At 71.7% G+C, this 18,499-nt stretch carries 15 protein-coding genes; 2 read left to right on the top strand and 13 right to left on the bottom strand.

Annotated features, from left to right (window positions below):
* Window positions 1–64: 64 nt before the first annotated feature.
* The 9 genes from H489_RS26210 to dusB all read right to left on the bottom strand — a co-directional run bounded on the left by H489_RS26210 (window position 65) and on the right by dusB (window position 13,157).
* Window positions 65–1,075, bottom strand: a complete 1,011-nt coding sequence (locus H489_RS26210) for a D-isomer specific 2-hydroxyacid dehydrogenase family protein (protein ID WP_017886699.1) — start codon at window positions 1,073–1,075, stop codon at window positions 65–67.
* Window positions 1,072–2,001 (bottom strand): ATP-binding cassette domain-containing protein, encoded by a 930-nt coding sequence (locus H489_RS26205; RefSeq protein WP_017886698.1) that lies wholly within the window; start codon window positions 1,999–2,001, stop codon window positions 1,072–1,074. The genes H489_RS26210 and H489_RS26205 overlap by 4 nt, the downstream gene beginning before the upstream one ends.
* A 148-nt stretch (window positions 2,002–2,149) precedes the next feature.
* Entirely contained in the window at window positions 2,150–3,847 is a 1,698-nt protein-coding gene (locus H489_RS26200; protein WP_017886697.1) for an ABC transporter ATP-binding protein, read from the bottom strand.
* Window positions 3,844–4,878: an ABC transporter permease gene (locus H489_RS26195; protein WP_017886696.1), complete on the bottom strand. Its 1,035-nt coding sequence runs from the start codon at window positions 4,876–4,878 to the stop codon at window positions 3,844–3,846. The genes H489_RS26200 and H489_RS26195 overlap by 4 nt, the downstream gene beginning before the upstream one ends.
* 2 nt (window positions 4,879–4,880) lie before the next feature.
* Complete coding sequence (locus tag H489_RS26190; RefSeq protein WP_235045665.1) at window positions 4,881–5,957, bottom strand: ABC transporter permease; 1,077 nt, start codon at window positions 5,955–5,957, stop codon at window positions 4,881–4,883.
* Between the two features lie 117 nt (window positions 5,958–6,074).
* A complete protein-coding gene (locus H489_RS26185; protein WP_017886694.1) occupies window positions 6,075–7,691 on the bottom strand; it encodes an ABC transporter substrate-binding protein in 1,617 nt (538 codons plus the stop codon).
* A gap of 1,050 nt (window positions 7,692–8,741) precedes the next feature.
* Window positions 8,742–10,658, bottom strand: coding sequence for a DNA primase (dnaG, locus tag H489_RS26180; RefSeq protein WP_017886693.1), 1,917 nt, complete (start codon window positions 10,656–10,658; stop codon window positions 8,742–8,744).
* A 40-nt stretch (window positions 10,659–10,698) separates the two neighbouring features.
* Window positions 10,699–11,994, bottom strand: a complete 1,296-nt coding sequence (locus H489_RS26175) for a deoxyguanosinetriphosphate triphosphohydrolase (protein ID WP_017886692.1) — start codon at window positions 11,992–11,994, stop codon at window positions 10,699–10,701.
* Window positions 11,991–13,157 carry a tRNA dihydrouridine synthase DusB gene (gene dusB, locus H489_RS26170; RefSeq protein WP_017886691.1) on the bottom strand — a complete coding sequence of 389 codons (1,167 nt, stop codon included), beginning with the start codon at window positions 13,155–13,157 and terminating at the stop codon, window positions 11,991–11,993. The genes H489_RS26175 and dusB overlap by 4 nt, the downstream gene beginning before the upstream one ends.
* Window positions 13,158–13,204: 47 nt before the next feature.
* Here dusB and H489_RS26165 point away from each other — a divergent pair, with 47 nt between their 5' ends.
* Window positions 13,205–13,690 (top strand): aminoacyl-tRNA deacylase, encoded by a 486-nt coding sequence (locus tag H489_RS26165; RefSeq protein ID WP_017886690.1) that lies wholly within the window; start codon window positions 13,205–13,207, stop codon window positions 13,688–13,690.
* 119 nt (window positions 13,691–13,809) lie between these two features.
* Here the strand turns inward: H489_RS26165 and H489_RS26160 are convergent, their stop codons facing one another.
* The 4 genes from H489_RS26160 to H489_RS26145 form a co-directional block, all read right to left on the bottom strand.
* Window positions 13,810–14,019: a hypothetical protein gene (locus tag H489_RS26160; protein ID WP_017886689.1), complete on the bottom strand. Its 210-nt coding sequence runs from the start codon at window positions 14,017–14,019 to the stop codon at window positions 13,810–13,812.
* The gene (locus tag H489_RS26155) at window positions 14,016–14,750 is read right to left on the bottom strand and encodes a DsbA family protein (protein WP_017886688.1); all 735 of its coding nucleotides are present in this window, start codon (window positions 14,748–14,750) and stop codon (window positions 14,016–14,018) included. Before H489_RS26155 ends, H489_RS26160 begins: the two co-directional genes overlap by 4 nt.
* Window positions 14,751–14,878: 128 nt before the next feature.
* Window positions 14,879–16,264: a glycine--tRNA ligase gene (locus H489_RS26150; protein WP_017886687.1), complete on the bottom strand. Its 1,386-nt coding sequence runs from the start codon at window positions 16,262–16,264 to the stop codon at window positions 14,879–14,881.
* A 107-nt stretch (window positions 16,265–16,371) separates the two neighbouring features.
* Window positions 16,372–17,439, bottom strand: coding sequence for an aminotransferase class V-fold PLP-dependent enzyme (locus H489_RS26145; protein WP_017886686.1), 1,068 nt, complete (start codon window positions 17,437–17,439; stop codon window positions 16,372–16,374).
* A 70-nt stretch (window positions 17,440–17,509) separates the two neighbouring features.
* Here H489_RS26145 and H489_RS26140 point away from each other — a divergent pair, with 70 nt between their 5' ends.
* Complete coding sequence (locus tag H489_RS26140; protein ID WP_017886685.1) at window positions 17,510–18,457, top strand: LysR family transcriptional regulator; 948 nt, start codon at window positions 17,510–17,512, stop codon at window positions 18,455–18,457.
* The last annotated feature ends 42 nt before the right edge of the window (window positions 18,458–18,499 follow it).

Raw genomic sequence — 18,499 nt, 5'->3', positions numbered from 1 at the left:
ACCCTGAGGCCCGCCACCGCATCGGACACGCCGCCCGGGCGCGCCGCGCGGTGGGCGCCCGGAGTCAGTACCCGGCGACCGGGTCGACGACGCCGACGAAGCCCTCGCCGGCACCCCCGAGGAAGGCGGTGGTGTTGAGCCGGACGCGCTCGGCGAGCAGGGGCGCGACCATCTCCGGGGTGTCGGCCTGGTGCGGGGTGATGACCGCGCCGGGCTCGGACCAGAGCGGGTGGCCGTCGGGCAGCGGCTCCGGGTCGGTGACGTCGAGTCCCGCCGCAGCGATCTCCCCGGCACGCAACGCGGCGACCAGGGCATCGGTGTCGACGAGTCCGCCGCGCGCGATGTTCACGAGCCGAGCGGACGGCTTCATGAGCCGGAACTGCCGCTCGCCGAAGAGCTTCGCGGTGCCCGAGGTCATCGCCGCCGCGATCATCACGACGTCGGCGTCGGGCAGGACCTGGTCGAGTTCGTCGGTGGTGACGGTCCGAGCGGCTCCCGGGACGGGGTCGGGCGAGCGACGCACCACGGTGGCCTCGACGTCGAACGGCGCGAGCAGCCGGAGGTACTCGAGCGCGATCCCGCCGGCACCGATGACGACGACGTTCCGCCCGTACAGCGAGACGCCCTCGGGCTCGGTCGCCCACGACGACGCACGGGCGCGCTGCTGCAGGACCCGCAGCGTGCCGAGGGTCAGTGCCAGTGCGTGCTCGGCGACGGGCTCCGCGTAGGCGCCCTTCGCCGAGGTGAACAGCACGCGGTCGCCGTGCTCCTGGATCAGGTGCGCGAAGGCGTCGACGCCGGCGAACGGCAGCTGGACCCAACCGACGCCGGGCACGGACGACAGGGCGTCGGCCAGGCCGGACGGGTCGTGGGGGTCGAGCCAGACGATCCCGCGGGTGTCGGCGTCGAGCGGCGCGACGGTCCCACCGGCCGCGGTGACGGCGTCCACGTGCAGGTCGGTCGGCTCGGGCAGCACGGCGACGGGACCGGCCTGCGGGGCCTCGACCGGCAGCGGCGCACCCGAGGTGGGGACGACGGCACGGTGGCCGCGCGGGCCCTGGGTCGGGGTGCTCATGCGTTCTCCTGACGGTCGGTGCGCGGGCCGGTGCCGGCGGCGAGCGGACGGCGCGGCGCGGACGAGCGGCGGGCCGTCGTCGGCGCCGGACGGCGCTTCACACCACGCGCCGCGGTCGACGCGAGGGTCTTCACGTAGGGGTCGACGGGGTTGTCGAGGACCTCGTCGAAGGTGCCGAGCCCGACGAGCCGGGCATCGGCCATCACGGCGACGCGGTCGGCCAGCGCACGGGCCTCGCGCAGGTCGCTCGACACGACGACGGCGGAGAACTGTCGTCCGCGCTGCAAGGTCGCCAGGGCCTCGAGCACCGACTGCCGCACCAGGACGTCGACACCGCGCGCGGGCTCGTCGGCGACCAGCAGCTGGGGTTCGAGCACGAGCGCCTTCGCCAGCGCCACCCGCTGGCGCTGACCGCTCGAGAGCTCCCACGTGTTCAGGCGCATCGTCCCGAGCGGCAGGTGCACGGCGTCGAGCAGCCGGGCCACGATGAGCCCTGCTTCACGCCGGTCGAACCGGCGGTCGCGTGCGTAGATCGGTTCGGCGACGGCCTCGCCGACGGTCAGGTCCGGGCTGAGCCGGTCAGCGCCGTCCTGCGGCAGGTAGCCGATCCGGCCGCTCAGCCGTTCGAGCTTGCGCGACGAGGGACGCAGGCCCCGGGTCTTCTGCCCGAGCACGGTCAGCTCGCCGCCGACGATGTGCCGACGCAGCGCACCCTCGCCCTCGCCGTGGGATCCGAGCTGACCGGCGATGGCGGCGGCGAAGGTCGACTTGCCCGACCCCGACTCGCCGAGCAGGGCGAGGATCTCCCCCTGCCGCACCGACAGGCTCACGCCGTCGACGGCCCGGATGGACTCGCCCCCGCGTCCGCCCCGGTACTCGATCGACACGTCGTCCGCGACGACCGCCGGTCCGTTGACCGCGATCATGGGTCCCCTTCCACGCCGCCCCCTGGCGACGGTTCGCGACGGGCCGCCCTGGCAGGCCCGTCGTGCGTACAGCAGTGGAGGTGACCACCCTGGAGGCGCGGCGTGCGTCGACGACGTCGGCCGGGCCTCCGGGGTGGGTCACGTCGGGTCAGGACCCGACGTTCTCCAGTCGCTCCAGCGTACGCCGTCGCTCCGCCTGCTCCGCTGGGTCGGGCACCGGCAGCGACGCGAGGAGTCGCTGCGTGTACGGGTGCTGCGGGGCGCCGAGGACCTCGGCCGTCGTGCCCGTCTCGACCAGGTCGCCGCGGTAGAGCACGGCGATCCGGTCGGACAGCGCGCCCACGACCGCGAGGTCGTGGCTGATGAACAGCGACGCGAAGCCGAGGTCCTGCTGCAGTTCGAGGAAGAGCTCGAGCACCCGAGCCTGCACCGAGACGTCGAGCGCGCTCGTCGGCTCGTCGGCGATGAGCAGCTTCGGCCGGAGCGCCAGCGACCGGGCGAGCGACGCGCGCTGGCGCTGCCCACCGGAGAGCTCGTGCGGGTAGCGGTCGCCGTACGCTGCCGGCAGCTGGACGGCCTCGAGCAGCTCGTCGACCCGCTTGCGCGCGGCGCGGGGGCTCGAGACCTCCTTGTGCACGACCAGCGGCTCGGCGACGCACTCGGCGATCGTCAGCAGCGGGTTGAACGAGGTCGCCGGGTCCTGGAACACGAACCCGATGTCCTTGCGCAGGTGCTTGAAGTCGCGTTCGCGGTACCCGAGCATCTCCGCGCCGAGGACCGTGAGCGAGCCGCCCGTGACCTTCGTCAGACCGGCCATGGCGCGGCCGATGGTGGTCTTGCCCGAGCCGGACTCCCCCACCAGACCGAGGACCTCACCAGGACGGATCGCCAGGTCGACGCCCTTGACGGCCTTGAACGCCGGCGAGCCGAGCCGGCCGGGGTACTCGATCTCGAGCCCCTTCGCCTCGACCAGGGGCGTGACGTCCTCGGAGATCGCGGCACGCCGGGCCACCCCGGTCGACGCTTCGAGCCGCGGCACCGCTGCGAGCAGCCGCTTGGTGTAGTCGGCCTGCGGCGTCGCGAAGAGCGCCGTCGCCGTCGCCTCCTCGACGATCTCGCCCTGGTACATCACGGCGACGCGGTCGGCCAGGTCGGCGACCACGCCCATGTTGTGCGTGATGACGACGATCGCGGTGCCGAACTCGTCGCGGCAGCGGCGCAGCAGGTCGAGGATCTCGGCCTGCACCGTGACGTCGAGCGCCGTGGTGGGCTCGTCCGCGATGATGACGCTCGGCTCGAGGGCCAGTGCGCTCGCGATGACCACGCGCTGCTTCTGCCCGCCGGAGAACTGGTGCGGGTAGTGGTCGACGCGGGTCTCGGGGTCCGGGATGCCGACGCGGCCGAGGTAGTCGATGGCCTTCGCCCGTGCTTCCTTCCTGGACACGCCGCCGTGGGCACGGAGCCCCTCGGCGATCTGCCACCCGACGGTGAAGACCGGGTTGAGCGCGGTCGACGGCTCCTGGAACACCATCGCCCCGGCCGTTCCGCGCAGGCTGCGGAGCTTCTGCGCGCCGACGCTCACCACGTCGGTGCCGTCGAGCAGCACCGCGCCGCCGAGTGTCGCCGTCTCCGGCATGAGCCGCAGCATGCTGCGGGCCGTGACGGACTTGCCGGAGCCGGACTCGCCGACCAGGGCGAGGACCTCGCCGGGGCGGACGTCGAGGCTGACGCCCTTGACCGCGTCGACGGCGCCGCCGTCGGTCGCGAAGGTGACGGTCAGGTCGTCGACGACGACGACCGGCTCGGTGGTGGTGTCGCCCGGTTGCAGGCGGGTGGTCGGGGTCATGCGCCCGTCCCTTCCGTGTCGTTCCCGGCGGTGCGCGGTGCCTCGGGGTTGCGCGTGTCGCGCGTTTCTCTCGTGGACTCCAGCTGCTTCAGCCGTCGGCGTGCACGCAGGCGGGGGTCGGAGATGTCGTTCAGGCTCTCGCCGATGAAGGTCACGCCGAGCACGAGCACCACGATCGCGACACCCGGGTACACCCCGGTCCACCAGACGCCGCTCGCGACGTCGGAGAGCGCGCGGCTGAGGTCGTAGCCCCACTCGGCGCCGGACGTCGGGCCGATGCCGAACCCCAGGAAGCCGAGCCCGGCCAGGGTCAGGATCGCGTCGCTCGCGTTGAGCGTCAGGATGAGCGGCAGGGAACGCGTCGAGTTCCGCAGGACGTGGCGCGTCATGATGCGCCACGGGTTCGTGCCCATCACGCGCGCCGACTCGACGAAGGCGTCGTTCTTCAGCCGGACGGCCTCGGCACGGACCACGCGGAAGTACTGCGGCACGTAGACGACGGTGATCGAGATCGCCGCGGCGATGATGCCGCCCGAGTAGCTCGAGTTGCCGCCGGAGATCACGATGGACACGATGATCGCGAGCAGCAGCGACGGGAACGCGTAGATGGCGTCGGCCACGACCACCAGGACGCGGTCGAGCCAGCCGCCCAGGTACCCGGAGACCATGCCGAGCAGGACGCCGACGATGATCGAGACGATCACGGCGACGATGACGACGAGTACGGCCGTGCGGGCGCCGTAGAGCACGCGGCTGAACACGTCGAAGCCGCCGACCGTGGTGCCCCAGATGTGCTCGGCGCTCGGTTCGCCAGTGCGGGGGAAGCTCTCGCCGTCCGCGCCCTGCAGCTGGCCGAAGCCGTACGGGGCGAGGAGCGGGGCGAACACCGCGACGAGCAGGTACAGGGCGCAGATGACGACGCCGACGATGAGCATCGCGCGCTGCCAGCCGGTGCTCTTGCGGAGCTGGACCACCACCGGGAGCCGCTTCCAGAGCGGCTCGTGGCGGTCGACGAGGGTGGTGTCGGCCATCGTCAGAACCTCACTCTCGGGTCGATCAGGGCGGCGACGACGTCGACGATGAAGTTGGTCACCGCGACGATCACCGCCAGCATCGCGACGATGCCCTGCACCGCGACGAAGTCACGGGCCGACAGGTACTGGTTGAGTTCGAAGCCCAGGCCGCGCCACCCGAAGGTCGTCTCGGTGAGCACCGAGCCGCCCAGGAGCATCGCGATCTGCAGCCCCATCACGGTGATGATCGGCACGAGCGCCGGACGGAACGCGTGGGTGCGCACCAAGCGCGACTCGCGCACACCGCGGGACCGGGCGGCGTCGACGTACTCGGAGCCGAGCGACCCGATCATGTTCGCGCGCACCAGGCGCAGGAAGATGCCGGCGGTGAGCAGGCCGAGCGTCAGCGCGGGCAGGACGGCGTGCTGGAGCACGTCACCGATGACCTCGGCGTTGCCGGTGCGGAGCGCGTCAACGATGTAGATCCCGGTCGCGCCGGGGATACCGTCGAGGATGAGCGACACCCGGGTCGACGCGCGGTCGCCCAGGGGCAACCAGTCGAGCCACACCGAGAAGACGAGCTTGAGCAGCAGGCCGCCGAAGAACACCGGGGTGGCGTAGGTCAGGATCGCCAGCGCACGGAGCAGCACGTCCGGCCACTTGTCGCGGGTGTACGCGGCGAGCATGCCGAGCGGGATGCCGAGCACCAGCGCGACGATGAGCGCGTAGAACACGAGCTCCGCGGTCGCGCCGCCGTACGTGACGATGATGTCGGTGATCGGACGGTTGTCCGTCGACGAGGTGCCGAAGTCACCGCGCAGGATGTTGCCGAGGTACTCGAAGTACTGCACGAGCACCGGTCGGTCGTACCCGGCGGCGTGCAGGCGTTCCTGCAGCTGGCTCGGCGTGAGCCGGCCGCCGACCGACGCGGTGATCGGGTTCCCGATGACGCGCATCAGGAAGAACACGAGCGTCACCAGGATGAAGACGGTCGGGATGATGAGGAGGAACCTGACGAGGATGTACCGGCCGAGTCCGCCGCCACTGTTCTTGGCACTGCGTTGTGCCTGTGGCTTGGTGGGATCGGTGCCGTTCACGTCCTGCGTTGCCTCGGGAGTGCTGAGGGTCACGGGGTGGGTGCCTTTCGTCGCCGTTGCACAGGCACGCGGGCGTCCCTCGTGGGAACGCCCGCGGCCTGCACGTGGGGCTTGGTGCTACTTGCTCAGGGTGGCGTACCGGAACTTGAACGAGGCGTCGAGGGTCAGGCCCTTGACGTCCTTGCCGGCGACCGCGACGGACTTGCCCTGCAGCAGCGGCAGCGTCGAGATCTGGGTGGCCTCGCGTTCCTGGGCCTGCTCGATCAGGTCAGCACGCTTGTCCGGGTCGGACTCGGCCTGCTCCTTCGCGATGAGGTCCTGGATCTCCGGGTCGTCGTAGTGGTTCTGGACGAAGTTCTCCTTGGTGAAGAACGGCGACAGGTAGTTGTCGGCGTCGGAGAAGTCCGGGAACCAGCCGAGCTGGTAGACGGGGTAGGCGTCCTTGGTGCGCTCCTGGGCGTAGGTCGTGTAGACCGTGGACTGGATGTTGACGGTGAACAGGCCGGAGTCCTCGAGCTGCTGCTTGAGCAGCGCGTACTCGTCGTCCGACGCCGAACCGTAGTGGTCGGGCGCGTACTGGATGTCGAGCTGCACCTTGCCCGTGACGCCGGCGTCCGACAGCGTCTTCTTCGCCTTGGACACGTCTGCGCCGCCGTCGCCGTCGCCGTACATCTCCTTGAACGGCTGGACCGCGCCGGTCAGGCCGTCCGGCACCATCGAGTACAGCGGGGTGAAGGTGTCGTTGTAGACCTCCTTCGCGAGCTGGGCACGGTCGACGACGTCGGCAGCGGCCTGACGCACGGCCAGGGCCTTCGCCTCGTCGGCGTCGTCCTGCCCGGTGCCGAACGGCTGCGTCTTGAAGTTGAAGACCACGTAGCGGATCTCGCCGCCGGGGCCGTCGGTGACCTTGAGGGAGTCGTCTCCCCGCAGGTCAGAGATGTCGGTCGGCGTCAGGGAGCGGTACGCCACGTCGACGTCGCCCTTCTGCACGGCGAGCTTGAGGTCGGTCTCCTTGGTGTAGTAGCTGGCGGTGACCTCGTCGGTCTTCGCCTTGCCGAGCAGGCCGTCGTACTTCGGGTTCGTCTTGTACTGGATCGTGTCGTTCTCCTTGTAGGAGCTGATCTGGTACTGCCCGGCGAAGGCCTTGCCCTTGACGATGTCGTCGGCACTGGTGAGCTTCGTCGCGCTGAAGACGTCCTCGTCGACGATCGGACCCGCGGGGCTCGAGAGCACCTGCGGCCAGGTCTGGTCGGCGTGGTCGAGGTTGAACACCACGGTGGTGTCGTCCGGGGTGTCGATGCTCTTGAGGTTGGCCAGCAGCGACTGCGGACCGTTCTCGTTGTTGATCTTCAGTTCGCGGTCGAACGAGAACTTCACGTCGCTCGACGTGAGCTTGTTGCCGTTGGCGAACTCGAGCCCGTCCTTGAGGGTGACCTCGTAGGTGGTCGGGTTCGTGAACTCCGCCTTCGTGGCGATGTCCGGCTCGACGTCCGGGCTCCCCACGGGTGTGTTCATCAGGAACGGGAACACCTGGTTCTGCACGGCGAAGGAGCCGTTGTCGTAGGAACCGGCCGGGTCGAGGGACGTGATCTTGTCCGTCGTCCCGATGCTCAGGCCGTTCAGTTCGGTGTCACTCACGCTGCTGCTCGCGCAGCCGGTCAGCACCAGCGCCGTCGCTGCTGCACCGGCGCCGAGCGCGATGCCGCGCTTGCCCCACTTGGTCACGGATGCCATGTCCGCTGCCTCTCTGGTCATGATTGCAAGAGTCCTGTGCCGGAGGGTGGAACGTCTGTGTGCCCGGCCAGGAACGCTCATTGGTATCACCCTGTCACGGAACAGAACGAACCGGGGGCGATTTGTTTACACCGCTGTAATGCACGGGCTGATCGCGTGATGCATGATTCCGCCGGAGTCGAGCGGCGCGTCACGCACGAAAGTTGCGCGGTGCAACCTGGGTGTTCGGGCGGTCGAGGTCGCACGGACTGCCGGTTGCTGGTCCGTCGTGCACCGGTTCGCGCGACCTCGTCGAGGTGCACGCCCGTCCCGGAGGCTCGTCCCCCTCCCGCCACGCCCCGCACCCCGCCGACCGGTCACGACTCTCCGCCCGCCCCACCCCGCGCGGTCACGTCCCGTCGGCCGGACCCCGCCCAGCCGACGGTCTGCGGCCACTCGACGCCTCACGCACGGCACGTCCTGACCACGCGCGGACCCCCCGGGGCCGCACGGACCGCCGCCCGCGGGCACGCCACGCGACAGTTCACGCGCCCCCGGCGACGCACGCGCGCGTGTCGTGACCTCGCCCCGCCCGCACACCCCGCGCACCCTGCGCACCCTGCGCACCCCGGCCGGGAGGCCCGTCCCGACGCCGCCGATCCCTCCCACCCCCGCCGACCGGTCACGACTCGCCGCCCGCCCCGCCCCGCGCGGTCACGTCACGTCGGCCGGACCCGCCCAGCCGACGGTCTGCGACCACTCGACGCACCACGAGCGGCACGTCCTGACCACGCCCCGCACCCCCGCCGACCGGTCACGACTCCCCGCCCGCCCCACCCCGCGCGGTCACATCCCGTCGGCCGGACCCCGCCCAGCCGACGTGCTGCGACCACTCGACGCCTCACAAGCGGCACGTCCTGACCACGCAAGAACCCCCGGGGCCGCACGGACCGCCGCACGCAGGCCCGCCGCGCGACAGTTCGTGCGACCACGGCGACGCACGCGCGGCGTGTCGTGCGATCGGACGCGGGCACGTCGGCTCGCCCCGGCCACAAGCCGCGCGACGAGCGGCTAGGACGCCTCGGCGTCGGCGCGCAACCGCATCCGCTGCCCGTCGATGTCGACGAGCTGCCGCTGGATCTCGGCGCGACGCTCGGCCTGCTCGTGCGGGTCGGCCCGCTGCAGCTGCCCCAGCAACGAGGCCTTGCGGGCGAGCAGGTCGCGCTCGACCAGGGCCACGACGATGCTCCGGCAGTACGCCGCCAGGTCCTCCGCGTTGCGCGCTGGGATCGGCGCGAGAGCGAGCTCGTGGGTCAGGGTGCGCAGCGGCGCGGGCACGTCGGCGAGCAGCCGGTCGAGCCAGTCCCCCGCACCGATGACGTCGACGTTCGCGACGACGGCGTCCCGCACCGCGGCGAGCATCGGGGTCGAGAACGTGGCCGACGCGGCGAGTCCGAGCATCGGTGCCCCGACGGACGTGGGCTGCTGCACCATCGCCATCACGGCGTCGCGCTCCATGCGGCTGATGGGGTCGTTCGGCAGCGAGCGGATCCCGGCGACGGGCTCGTCGGGGGTGTCGGCTGCGTCGGTGCCGGTTCCGGCACGGCCGTCGCGCCCCGAGCCTGCGGACCGGTCGTCCTGCCCGGACCCCGCACGGCGTCGAGCGGTCTCGACCGACCGACGGACCTCGGGGATCTCCATGCCGAGCCACCCGGCGAGTTCGCGCACGTAGCCCTGCGTCAGCGAGCGGTCACGGATACCGGCGAGCACGGGCGCGGCCGCACGCAGGGCACCGACGCGCCCCTCGACGGTCTCGAGGTCGTGGCCGTCCAGGGTGCGGCGGATCATGAACTCGAACATCGGGCGCTTGTTCGTGACCAGTCGGCGGATGGCGTCGTCACCGCGCGCCAACCGGAGGTCGCACGGGTCGAGTCCGCCGGGCGCGACGGCGACGTAGGTCTGCGCCGCGAAGCGCTGTTCCTCCGCGAAGGCACGCGAGGCGGCACGCTGCCCGGCTTCGTCCGGGTCGAACGTGAACACGACCTCGCCGTTGGCGTTCGGGTCGGCGCCCGCCAGGTCACCGAGCATCGGCCGCAGCACCTTGATGTGGTCGACCCCGAACGACGTGCCGCAGGTGGCGACCGCGGTCGTGACGCCCGCGACGTGGCAGGCCATCACGTCGGTGTAGCCCTCGACGATAACGACCTGCTTCTGCTTCGAGATGTCGCGGCGGGCGAGGTCGAGGCCGTAGAGGACCTGGCTCTTGTGGTAGATCGGGGTCTCGGGCGTGTTGAGGTACTTGGGGCCTTTGTCGTCCTCGAGCAGGCGGCGCGCGCCGAACCCGATGGTGGCTCCGGTGACGTCCCGGATCGGCCACATCAGGCGCCCGCGGAACCGGTCGTACGGCGAGCGGTCGCCCTGGCTGACGAGACCGCCGGAGACGAGTTCTTCCATCGTGAAGCCGCGCCCGCGCAGGTGGTCCTTGAGCATGTCGTAGGACTTCGGGGCGAAGCCGACGCCGAAGTGCTGGGCGGCCGAGGGGTCGAACCCGCGCTCTCCCAGGAACCGGCGGGCGGGGTCGGCGGCAGCCGTGGTGAGCTGCCCCGTGAAGTACTCGAGCGCGGCTTCGTTCGCGGCGATCAGCCGTGCGCGGGTGTTGTAGTCGGTGCGCGGACCGTCGCCCTCTTCGTAGTGCAAGGTGTAGCCGATCTTCGCGGCCATGCGCTCGACGGCCTCGGCGAAGGTGGTGTGGTCCTGCGCCATGATGAAGCTGAAGACGTCGCCGTCCTCGCCACAACCGAAGCAGTGGTAGCGGCCGACCTGGGGCCGGACGTGGAACGACGGGGAGCGTTCGTCGTGGAAGGGGCAGAGGCCCTTCATCGACCCGACGCCCGCGTGCTTCAGCGTGACGTAGTCGCCCACGACGTCGGCGATGTTGACACGCGAGCGGACCTCGTCGATGTCGTTCCGCGCGATCCTGCCAGCCACCCCTCGATCCTAGTTCGTGGGACCGACGTCGGCGGACCGGTCAGACGGCGATGTGGACCGGTTCACGGTCACCCACCACCAGACGTCGGTGCCAGGCGAAGGCGCCCTGGTCGGTCAGGCTCGCGACCTGGTCGACGACGGCGCGCAGTCGGCCGGCGTCGTCGTCCGCGGCGTGCCAGTCGGCGGCGAACCCCGGCTCCAGGTCGGACGCGCCGGTGGCCGCCAGTGCGTCGAGCAGTTCGGTGAGCACGCGGCGCTGGTCCTCGTACACGGGCTGACGGTCGCCCTGGGTCATCACGAAGGCCGCGACGATGCCCTTGAGCACCGCGATCTCCCCGATGATCTCGGGTGGGGTGACGACCGACGCGGCGAAGCGCACGAGCGACCCCGAGGCGTAGGACTCGCGGGTGGCGGCCGTCGCGGTGCGCGCGAAGCGTCCGATCAGCTGCGACGTCAGGTTCTTCAGGCGTGCGGCGTCACGGCGGGAGCCGTCGTACGCGGTCATCCACAGGGGCAACGCACGCAGGCGGTCGAACGCCTCGAGCAGCTCGTCGCGGCTCAGGTCGTCGCCGACCCAGGCGTGCATGGCGGTCACGATGTCGTTCTCGCCGACGCGGTCCCCCAGGGCCGCGACGTCGATGAACCCGGCGACGACGGCGTCCTCGAAGTCGTGCACGGAGTACGCGATGTCGTCGGCGAGGTCCATGACCTGCGCCTCGATGCACCGCTGACGACGCGGAGCACCGGCGCGGAGCCACTCGAAGGCGTCGTGGTCGTCGTCGTAGAAGCCGAACTTGGTGCGCCCGGACGACGACTCCGACACCCCCTGCGCAGCGGGCCACGGGTACTTGCAGCTGGCGTCCAACGATGCGCGGGTCAGGTTGAGCCCGAACGGACGGTCGACGTCCGCGCCGGGCCGGACGCCGTAGACCTTCGGCTCGAGCCGCGTGAGCAACCGGAGCGTCTGCGCGTTGCCCTCGAACCCACCGATGCCGCTCGCCCAGGCGTTCACCGCGGTCTCGCCGTTGTGCCCGAAGGGCGGGTGTCCGATGTCGTGCGCCAGGCAGGCGGTGTCGACCACGTCGGGGTCGAGCCCGAGCGAGTCGGCGAGCTCGCGACCGACCTGCGCGACCTCGAGCGAGTGGGTCAGCCGGTTGCGGGCGAAGTCGAGCCCCGCGGTCGGGCTGAGCACCTGGGTCTTGGCGGCCAGACGCCGGAGCGCGCTGGAGTGCAGCAGTCGGGCGCGGTCACGGGCGAAGTCCGAGCGGCGGTTGCCGTGCTCCTCGGGGAGCCAGCGCTCCGCGTCGGCCGGGCCGTACGAGGCGGTGGCGCTCATCCGCCGCTGTGGTGCAGTTCGGCGGCGGCCAGGACCTTGCGGAACTCGGAGTCGACGTCGCGGCTCTCGAGCCAGCGGTCGGGCAGGGCGGTGCGCTTGGGGTGACCGGCACGACCGCGCGGCCCCTCGGCGTCGGCACCCGGGTACGGCGCGTCGTGGTCGAGCTGGCCGAGGAAGTCGTCGATCTCCTGCAGGCTCGACGCCATCGCCAGGCCGGACCGGACGTCGCTGCCGATCGGGTACCCCTTGAAGTACCAGGCCACGTGCTTGCGGATGTCGCGGCAGGCGTGTTCTTCGTCGCCGAAGAACTCGACGAGCAGCTCGGCGTGCCGGCGGAACCCGTCGGCGACCTCGCCCAGGGACGGCATGTAGCGCAGGCCCTCGCCACGGAACGCCGCGGCCAGGTCGCCGAACAGCCACGGGCGGCCGAGGCAGCCACGCCCGACGACCACGCCGTCGGCGCCGGTCTCGTCGATCATCCGGAGGGCGTCGGCGGCCGACCAGATGTCCCCGTTGCCGAGGATCGGGATGTCGGTCACCGTCTCCTTCAGCGTGGCGATCGCCGACCAGTCGGCGTGCCCGGAGTAGTGCTCGTTCGCGGTGCGGGCGTGCAGCGAGACCGCGGCGACCCCGGCGTCACGCGCGATGCGGGCGGCGTCGAGGTAGGTCAGGTGGTCCTCGTCGATGCCCTTGCGCATCTTGACGGTGACGGGGACGTCGCCCGCGGCGCGCACGGTCTTGGTGACGAGTTCGCGGAACAGGTCGAGCTTCCAGGGCAGGGCCGCGCCGCCGCCCTTGCGGGTGACCTTGGGCACCGGGCACCCGAAGTTCAGGTCGATGTGGTCGGCACGGTCCTCGCCCACCAGGATCGACGCCGCTTCGGCCACGGTGTTCGGCTCGACGCCGTACAGCTGGATCGACCGCGGGGTCTCGGACTCGTGGTGCTGGATGAGCTGCATCGACACGGGGGTCCGTTCGACGAGCGCCCGCGAGGTGATCATCTCGCACACATAGAGCCCGGCGCCGTACTCGCGGCAAAGCCGGCGGTACGCCATGTTCGTGATCCCGGCCATCGGCGCGAGCACGACCGGCACGTCGACCTCGATCGGGCCGATGCGCAGGGGGCCGCCGACTCGCGAGGCGGGTGCTTGTGTGATCGTCATACCTGACCCATCTTCCCACGTCGGTGCACGCCGGTAGCGTTCTCCACATGACGACCGACGCCAGCACCCGGTTCGACGCCGACGCCCAGGCCCGCGGCCTGCCGGTCGAGGTGGTCGAGCGACCGGCCGCGGACTCCCTGCACCAGGCCGCCGAACTGCTCGGCATCGAACCCGGTGACATCGTCAAGACCCTGGTGGTGAAGCGCCACGACGGCGGCTTCCTGCTCGCCCTGGTGCCGGGCGGGCGCAGCATCGCCTGGAAGAAGCTGCGCACCGTCGTCGGGGTCAACAAGCTCTCGATGCCCGACGCTGCCACCGCGCTCGGCGCGTCCGGCTACGAACGCGGGACCATCACGCCGATCGGCGCCACGGGTGACCTGCCGGTGTACGCCGACGAGCGCATCGTCGGACGCAGGGTCGCCCTGGGCGCCGGACGCCACGGCGCGAGCGCCTTCGTGGACGCGGACGCACTCGTCGCCGCCTACGGCGCGACCGTCGCGGACATCACCGACGAAGAACCGCAGCGCGACTGATCGGCCTGGCGACCGACGGATCGCGCCCCCGCACAGCCGTCGCGCCCCGCAGGGTCGGGGCGCAACGACCGCACGGGGGCGCGGGACCACCAGCGCGCGACGCGCGACCGACGGAAGCGTCAGTCCGGCACCTCGGTCCAGTCGCCCTCGGCACCGGCGAACGATCCGGCGTCGATCAGGCACGAATCACCATCGCAGACCGGCGCACCGCCGGCCGTGACCAGCGTGAGCAGGCCGGGGCGCGCCTCCAGACCGGAGATCGCACCCGGGACCGACGGGGCGGACGGGAGGCCCGCCCCACCCCCGACGGTGGCCGTCGCGTCCGTCATCGGGTCGCCGCCACGTCCGCGCTCGCGTCGTCCGCAGCGCGCTCGGCCGCCGAGGCGACCTCGTCCGGCGTGGTCTCGCGGAGCGCGACCACCTGGCGGAGCACCTGCTCGAACGCCGAGGGGTCCTGGGCACCGGAGACGCCGTACTTACCGTCGATCACGAAGAACGGCACGCCGTTGATCCCGTAGGCCTGCGCCTGGGCCTGGTCGGCACGGACGGCGGCGAGCTGGGCGTCGTCGCGCAGGGTGCTGAGGACCTCGTCGCGGTCCAGGCCGATCTCCGCCGCCAGGTCGGCCAGCGAGGACTCCTGGCCGACGTGCTCGCCGCGCTCGAAGTAGGCGGTGAACAGGCGCTCGACCATCTCGAGCTGCTTGCCGTGCTGCTTGGCGAGGTGGATGACCTGGTGGGCCTTCACGGTGTTGGTGTGGTGCATCGCCTCGAAGTCGTAGTCGAGCCCCACGCCTGCGGCGATGCCCGTGACCTGGTCGAGCATCTGCTGCGCCTGGTCGACGGGCATGCCCTTGTGGCCGGACAGGAACTCGGCCTCGGTCCCCTCGAAGTCGACGGGGGTGTCCGGACTCAGCTCGAAGGAGTGGTACTCGACCTCGACCGGACGGCCCTCGGTCGAGGCGCCGAACGCGGCCACACCGGCCTCGAACTTGCGCTTGCCGATGTAGCACCAGGGGCAGGCGATGTCCGACCAGACATCGACCTTCACGGAGTCGTTCATGCTGACCCCAACGCGCTCGTGCGCCGCGCATTCCCGTCGCCGGCAGCAGAACACCGGTGTTCGCAGGTCGAACACCCGATTGCGGGTGTGCAACGCACGAACACCGGTGTCGTGCGGAACCGGAACCCCTACGCGCCGAGCAACCGCTGCGCGAGGTACCCCTGCAGCTGGTCGAGCGAGACGCGCTCCTGGCCCATGGTGTCGCGCTCGCGCACCGTGACGGCCTTGTCCTCGAGCGTGTCGAAGTCGACCGTGATGCAGAACGGCGTGCCGATCTCGTCGTGGCGACGGTAGCGACGGCCGATCGCGCCGGCGTCGTCGAAGTCCACGTTCCAGTTCTTGCGCAGGTCGTCGGCCAGGCCGCGGGCGACGGGCGAGAGCTGCTCGTTGCGCGACAGCGGCAGGACGGCGGCCTTCACCGGGGCCAGGCGCGGGTCGAGGCGCAGGACGGTGCGCTTGTCGACGCCGCCCTTCGCGTTGGGCGCTTCGTCCTCGTGGTAGGAGTCGAGCAGGAACGCCATGAGCGCACGGGTCAGGCCGAACGACGGCTCGATGACGTACGGCACGTACTTCTCGTTGGCGGCCTGGTCGAAGAACCGGAGGTCCTGACCGGACGACTCGATGTGGTTGTTCAGGTCGAAGTCGGTGCGGTTCGCGACGCCCATCAGCTCGCCCCACTCCGAGCCGGTGAAGCCGAAGCGGTACTCGATGTCGGCGGTGGCGTCGGAGTAGTGCGCCCGCTCGCCGTCCGGCACGTCGAAGCGACGCAGGTTCTCGGGGTCGATGCCGAGGTCGGTGTAGAACGCGACCGAGTCGGCGATCCACTGCTCGTAGTGCTCCCCCGCCTCGGCCGGCGGCACGAAGTACTCGATCTCCATCTGCTCGAACTCCCGCGTGCGGAAGATGAAGTTGCCGGGCGTGATCTCGTTGCGGAACGCCTTGCCGACCTGGCCGATGCCGAACGGGGGCTTCATGCGGCTGGTCGTGACGACCTGCGCGAAGTCGACGAAGATGCCCTGGGCGGTCTCGGGGCGCAGGAAGTTCAGGCCCTCTTCGGACTCGACCGGGCCGAGGTAGGTCTTGAGCATCCCGGAGAACTCGCGGGGCTCGGTCCACTCGCCGCGGGTGCCGCAGTTCGGGCAGGCGATCTCGGCCATGCGGCCCTCGGGGTCGCGGCCCTTCTTGGCGACGAACGCCTCGATCAGGTGGTCCTCGCGGAACCGGTGGTGGCAGTGCAGGCACTCCACCAGCGGGTCGGTGAAGGTCGCGACGTGGCCGGAGGCCTCCCACACCTTGCGGGGCAGGATCACCGCGGAGTCGAGGCCGACCATGTCCCCGCGGCCGCGGACGAACCGCTGCCACCACTGGCGCTTGATGTTCTCCTTGAGCTCCACACCGAGGGGCCCGTAGTCCCACGCGGAGCGGGAGCCTCCGTAGATCTCACCCGACTGGAAGACGAAGCCGCGGCGCTTGGCCAGGGCGATGACGCTGTCGAGACGGGAGGGCTGTGCCAAAGGGTGCTCCAGAGGTCGCCGAGCTGGGTGCTCGGTGCGGAAACGGTCCGGGCAAGACTACCGGCGATCGTCGGCCGGGAGGCCCGCCCCGCGTCCGCCCGCCGCGCTCACCTGGCCGACGTGGTCGGCCCCACCCCGCCGAGCGCGGCCGCGACGTCGGTCACGTCCGACTCGTCGTTCCACAGGTGGAACGCGATGCGCAGCCGACCGGCACGCCCCGAGGCGGTGAGCCCGGCGGCGGTGAGGGCCCGCAGGGCCGAACCGTCGACGTCCGCGAACGTCACGATCGCCTGCCCGTCGCCCTGCCCGTCGCCCTGCCGAGGCGACCCGAGGGCGTCGCACAGCCGATCCGCGAGACCGGTGGCGTGCCTCCAGACCGCATGCTGGTCGAGCGCGACCGCGTGCTCGAGCGCGGCCACGGCGCCGGGCCACGCCTGCCAGGCCGGGGAGACGTCGAAGCGGCGGGCGTCGTCGGCCAGGTGCATGGCGGGTCCGTAGCAGGAGGACCAGACGTCCGCTCCCGCGTACCAGCCGGCCTGCACCGGGCGGAGCCGACCGAGGGCGGTGTCGGAGAGCGTCATGAAGGCGACGCCGCGCGGTGCGCAGAGCCACTTGTAGGTGTGCGTGAGCGTCACGTCGAACGGTGCGGCGTCGACGGGCAGGACGCCGGCGGCCTGCGTGAGGTCGCAGAGGGTCAGGGCACCGACGCGTCGCGCGGCGGCGACGACCGGGTCGGGGTCCGTGACCACACCGGTGGCGGACTGCACCGCGGACCACGCGACCAGGGCCGTGTCGGGTCCGACCGAAGCGGCGAGCCGGTCCAGCGGGACGCTCCGGACCCGGATGCCGCGGTGCGCCTGCGCGAGGAACGGGAAGACGACCGAGCTGAAGTCACCGTCGGGGACGACCACCTCGGCACCGTCCGGCAGCGCGTCGGCGACCACGGCGGCCATCACCGAGGTCTGCGAACCGGTCGCGACACGCTCCGCGGGGACGCCGACCAGCGCGGCGAAGAGCGTGCGGCCTTCCTCGACCAGGGCCCCGTACCGGGCCGGGGAGGTCTCCGCACGGGACCACGCGTCGAGGTCGGCTCGCTGGGCGGCGAGGGTGCCGCGGGTCGGCAGGCCAGCGGTGCACGCCGCCAGGTAGCCACGGCCGGCCGGGAAGGAGTCCATGCGGACAGCGTCCCGGTTCCCGCCCCATCACACCAGGGCCGGTTCGTTGTGCCACCGATAACATGGCGTGATGGACGAGATCGATCCCCAGCTGCTCCGGGTCCTGCGCGCCGTGGCCGACGGCGGCTCGATCACCCGCGCCGCCGCCGCGATCGGGTCGAGCCAGCCCGCCGTCAGCCAGCTGGTGGCCCGGGCCGAGCAGCGCCTCGGGCACGCGCTGGTGCTTCGGGGCGGACGCGGGGCCACGCTCACCCACGCCGGCCAGGTGCTCGCGGACCACGCCCTGCACGTGCAGGCCGCACTCACCGCCGCGCGCGAGGACCTGGACGCCGTCGGCGGGCTCAGCCGCGGTCGGGTGCGCCTCGCCGGGTTCCCGAGCGCGTCCTCGGCGCTCGTGCCCGCCGTGCTCGCCCGGCTGGCGGCGACGGCACCGGGCGTGACGACCTCGTACGTCGAGGTCGAACCGCCCGAGGCGCTCGACCTGCTGCGCGGCGGTGCGGTCGACGTCGCCCTGACCTTCACCTACGTCGGCGACGAGGTCGGGTCCGCCCCGGACCCCGGGCTCGTCACGCGGGCACTCGGGCGGGATCCGCTCGCCCTGGTGACGCCGGTCGAGCCGGGAGGCGCGGAACGACTCCGCCCCGTCGGCTCCACCGTCGTGGACCTCGCGTCCCACCACGACGCCCGGTGGATCGGGGGCTGCCCGCGCTGCCGAGGCCACCTGCTCGCCTCGTGTGCGAGCGCGGGGTTCACGCCGGACATCGTGCTCGAGACGGACAACGCGGCCGCGGTGGTGGGACTCGTCGCCGCGGGGCTCGGGGTGGCGCTGCTCCCCCGGCTGGCACTCGCGACGACGGTCATCCCCGCCGGTGTCGCGATCGATCCGGTGGACGACGACCTGGCCCGACGCGTCGAGGTCGTCGTGGCGCGCGGGGCCGAGCGGGTCCCCAGCGTGCTGGCCGCGCTGGACGCCGTGCGGTCGGCGGCGCACCTGCTCGACGGGGCGCTGCCGGGCTGAGGTGTGGCGCGCAGCCGAGTCTCGGCTGCGCGGACAGGCTGG

The sequence above is a fragment of the Curtobacterium flaccumfaciens UCD-AKU genome (assembly GCF_000349565.1).
Taxonomy (GTDB): Bacteria; Actinomycetota; Actinomycetes; order Actinomycetales; family Microbacteriaceae; genus Curtobacterium; species Curtobacterium poinsettiae.
Note: the sequence above shows the minus strand (reverse complement) of the source record. Positions and strands in the feature narration are given on the sequence as shown.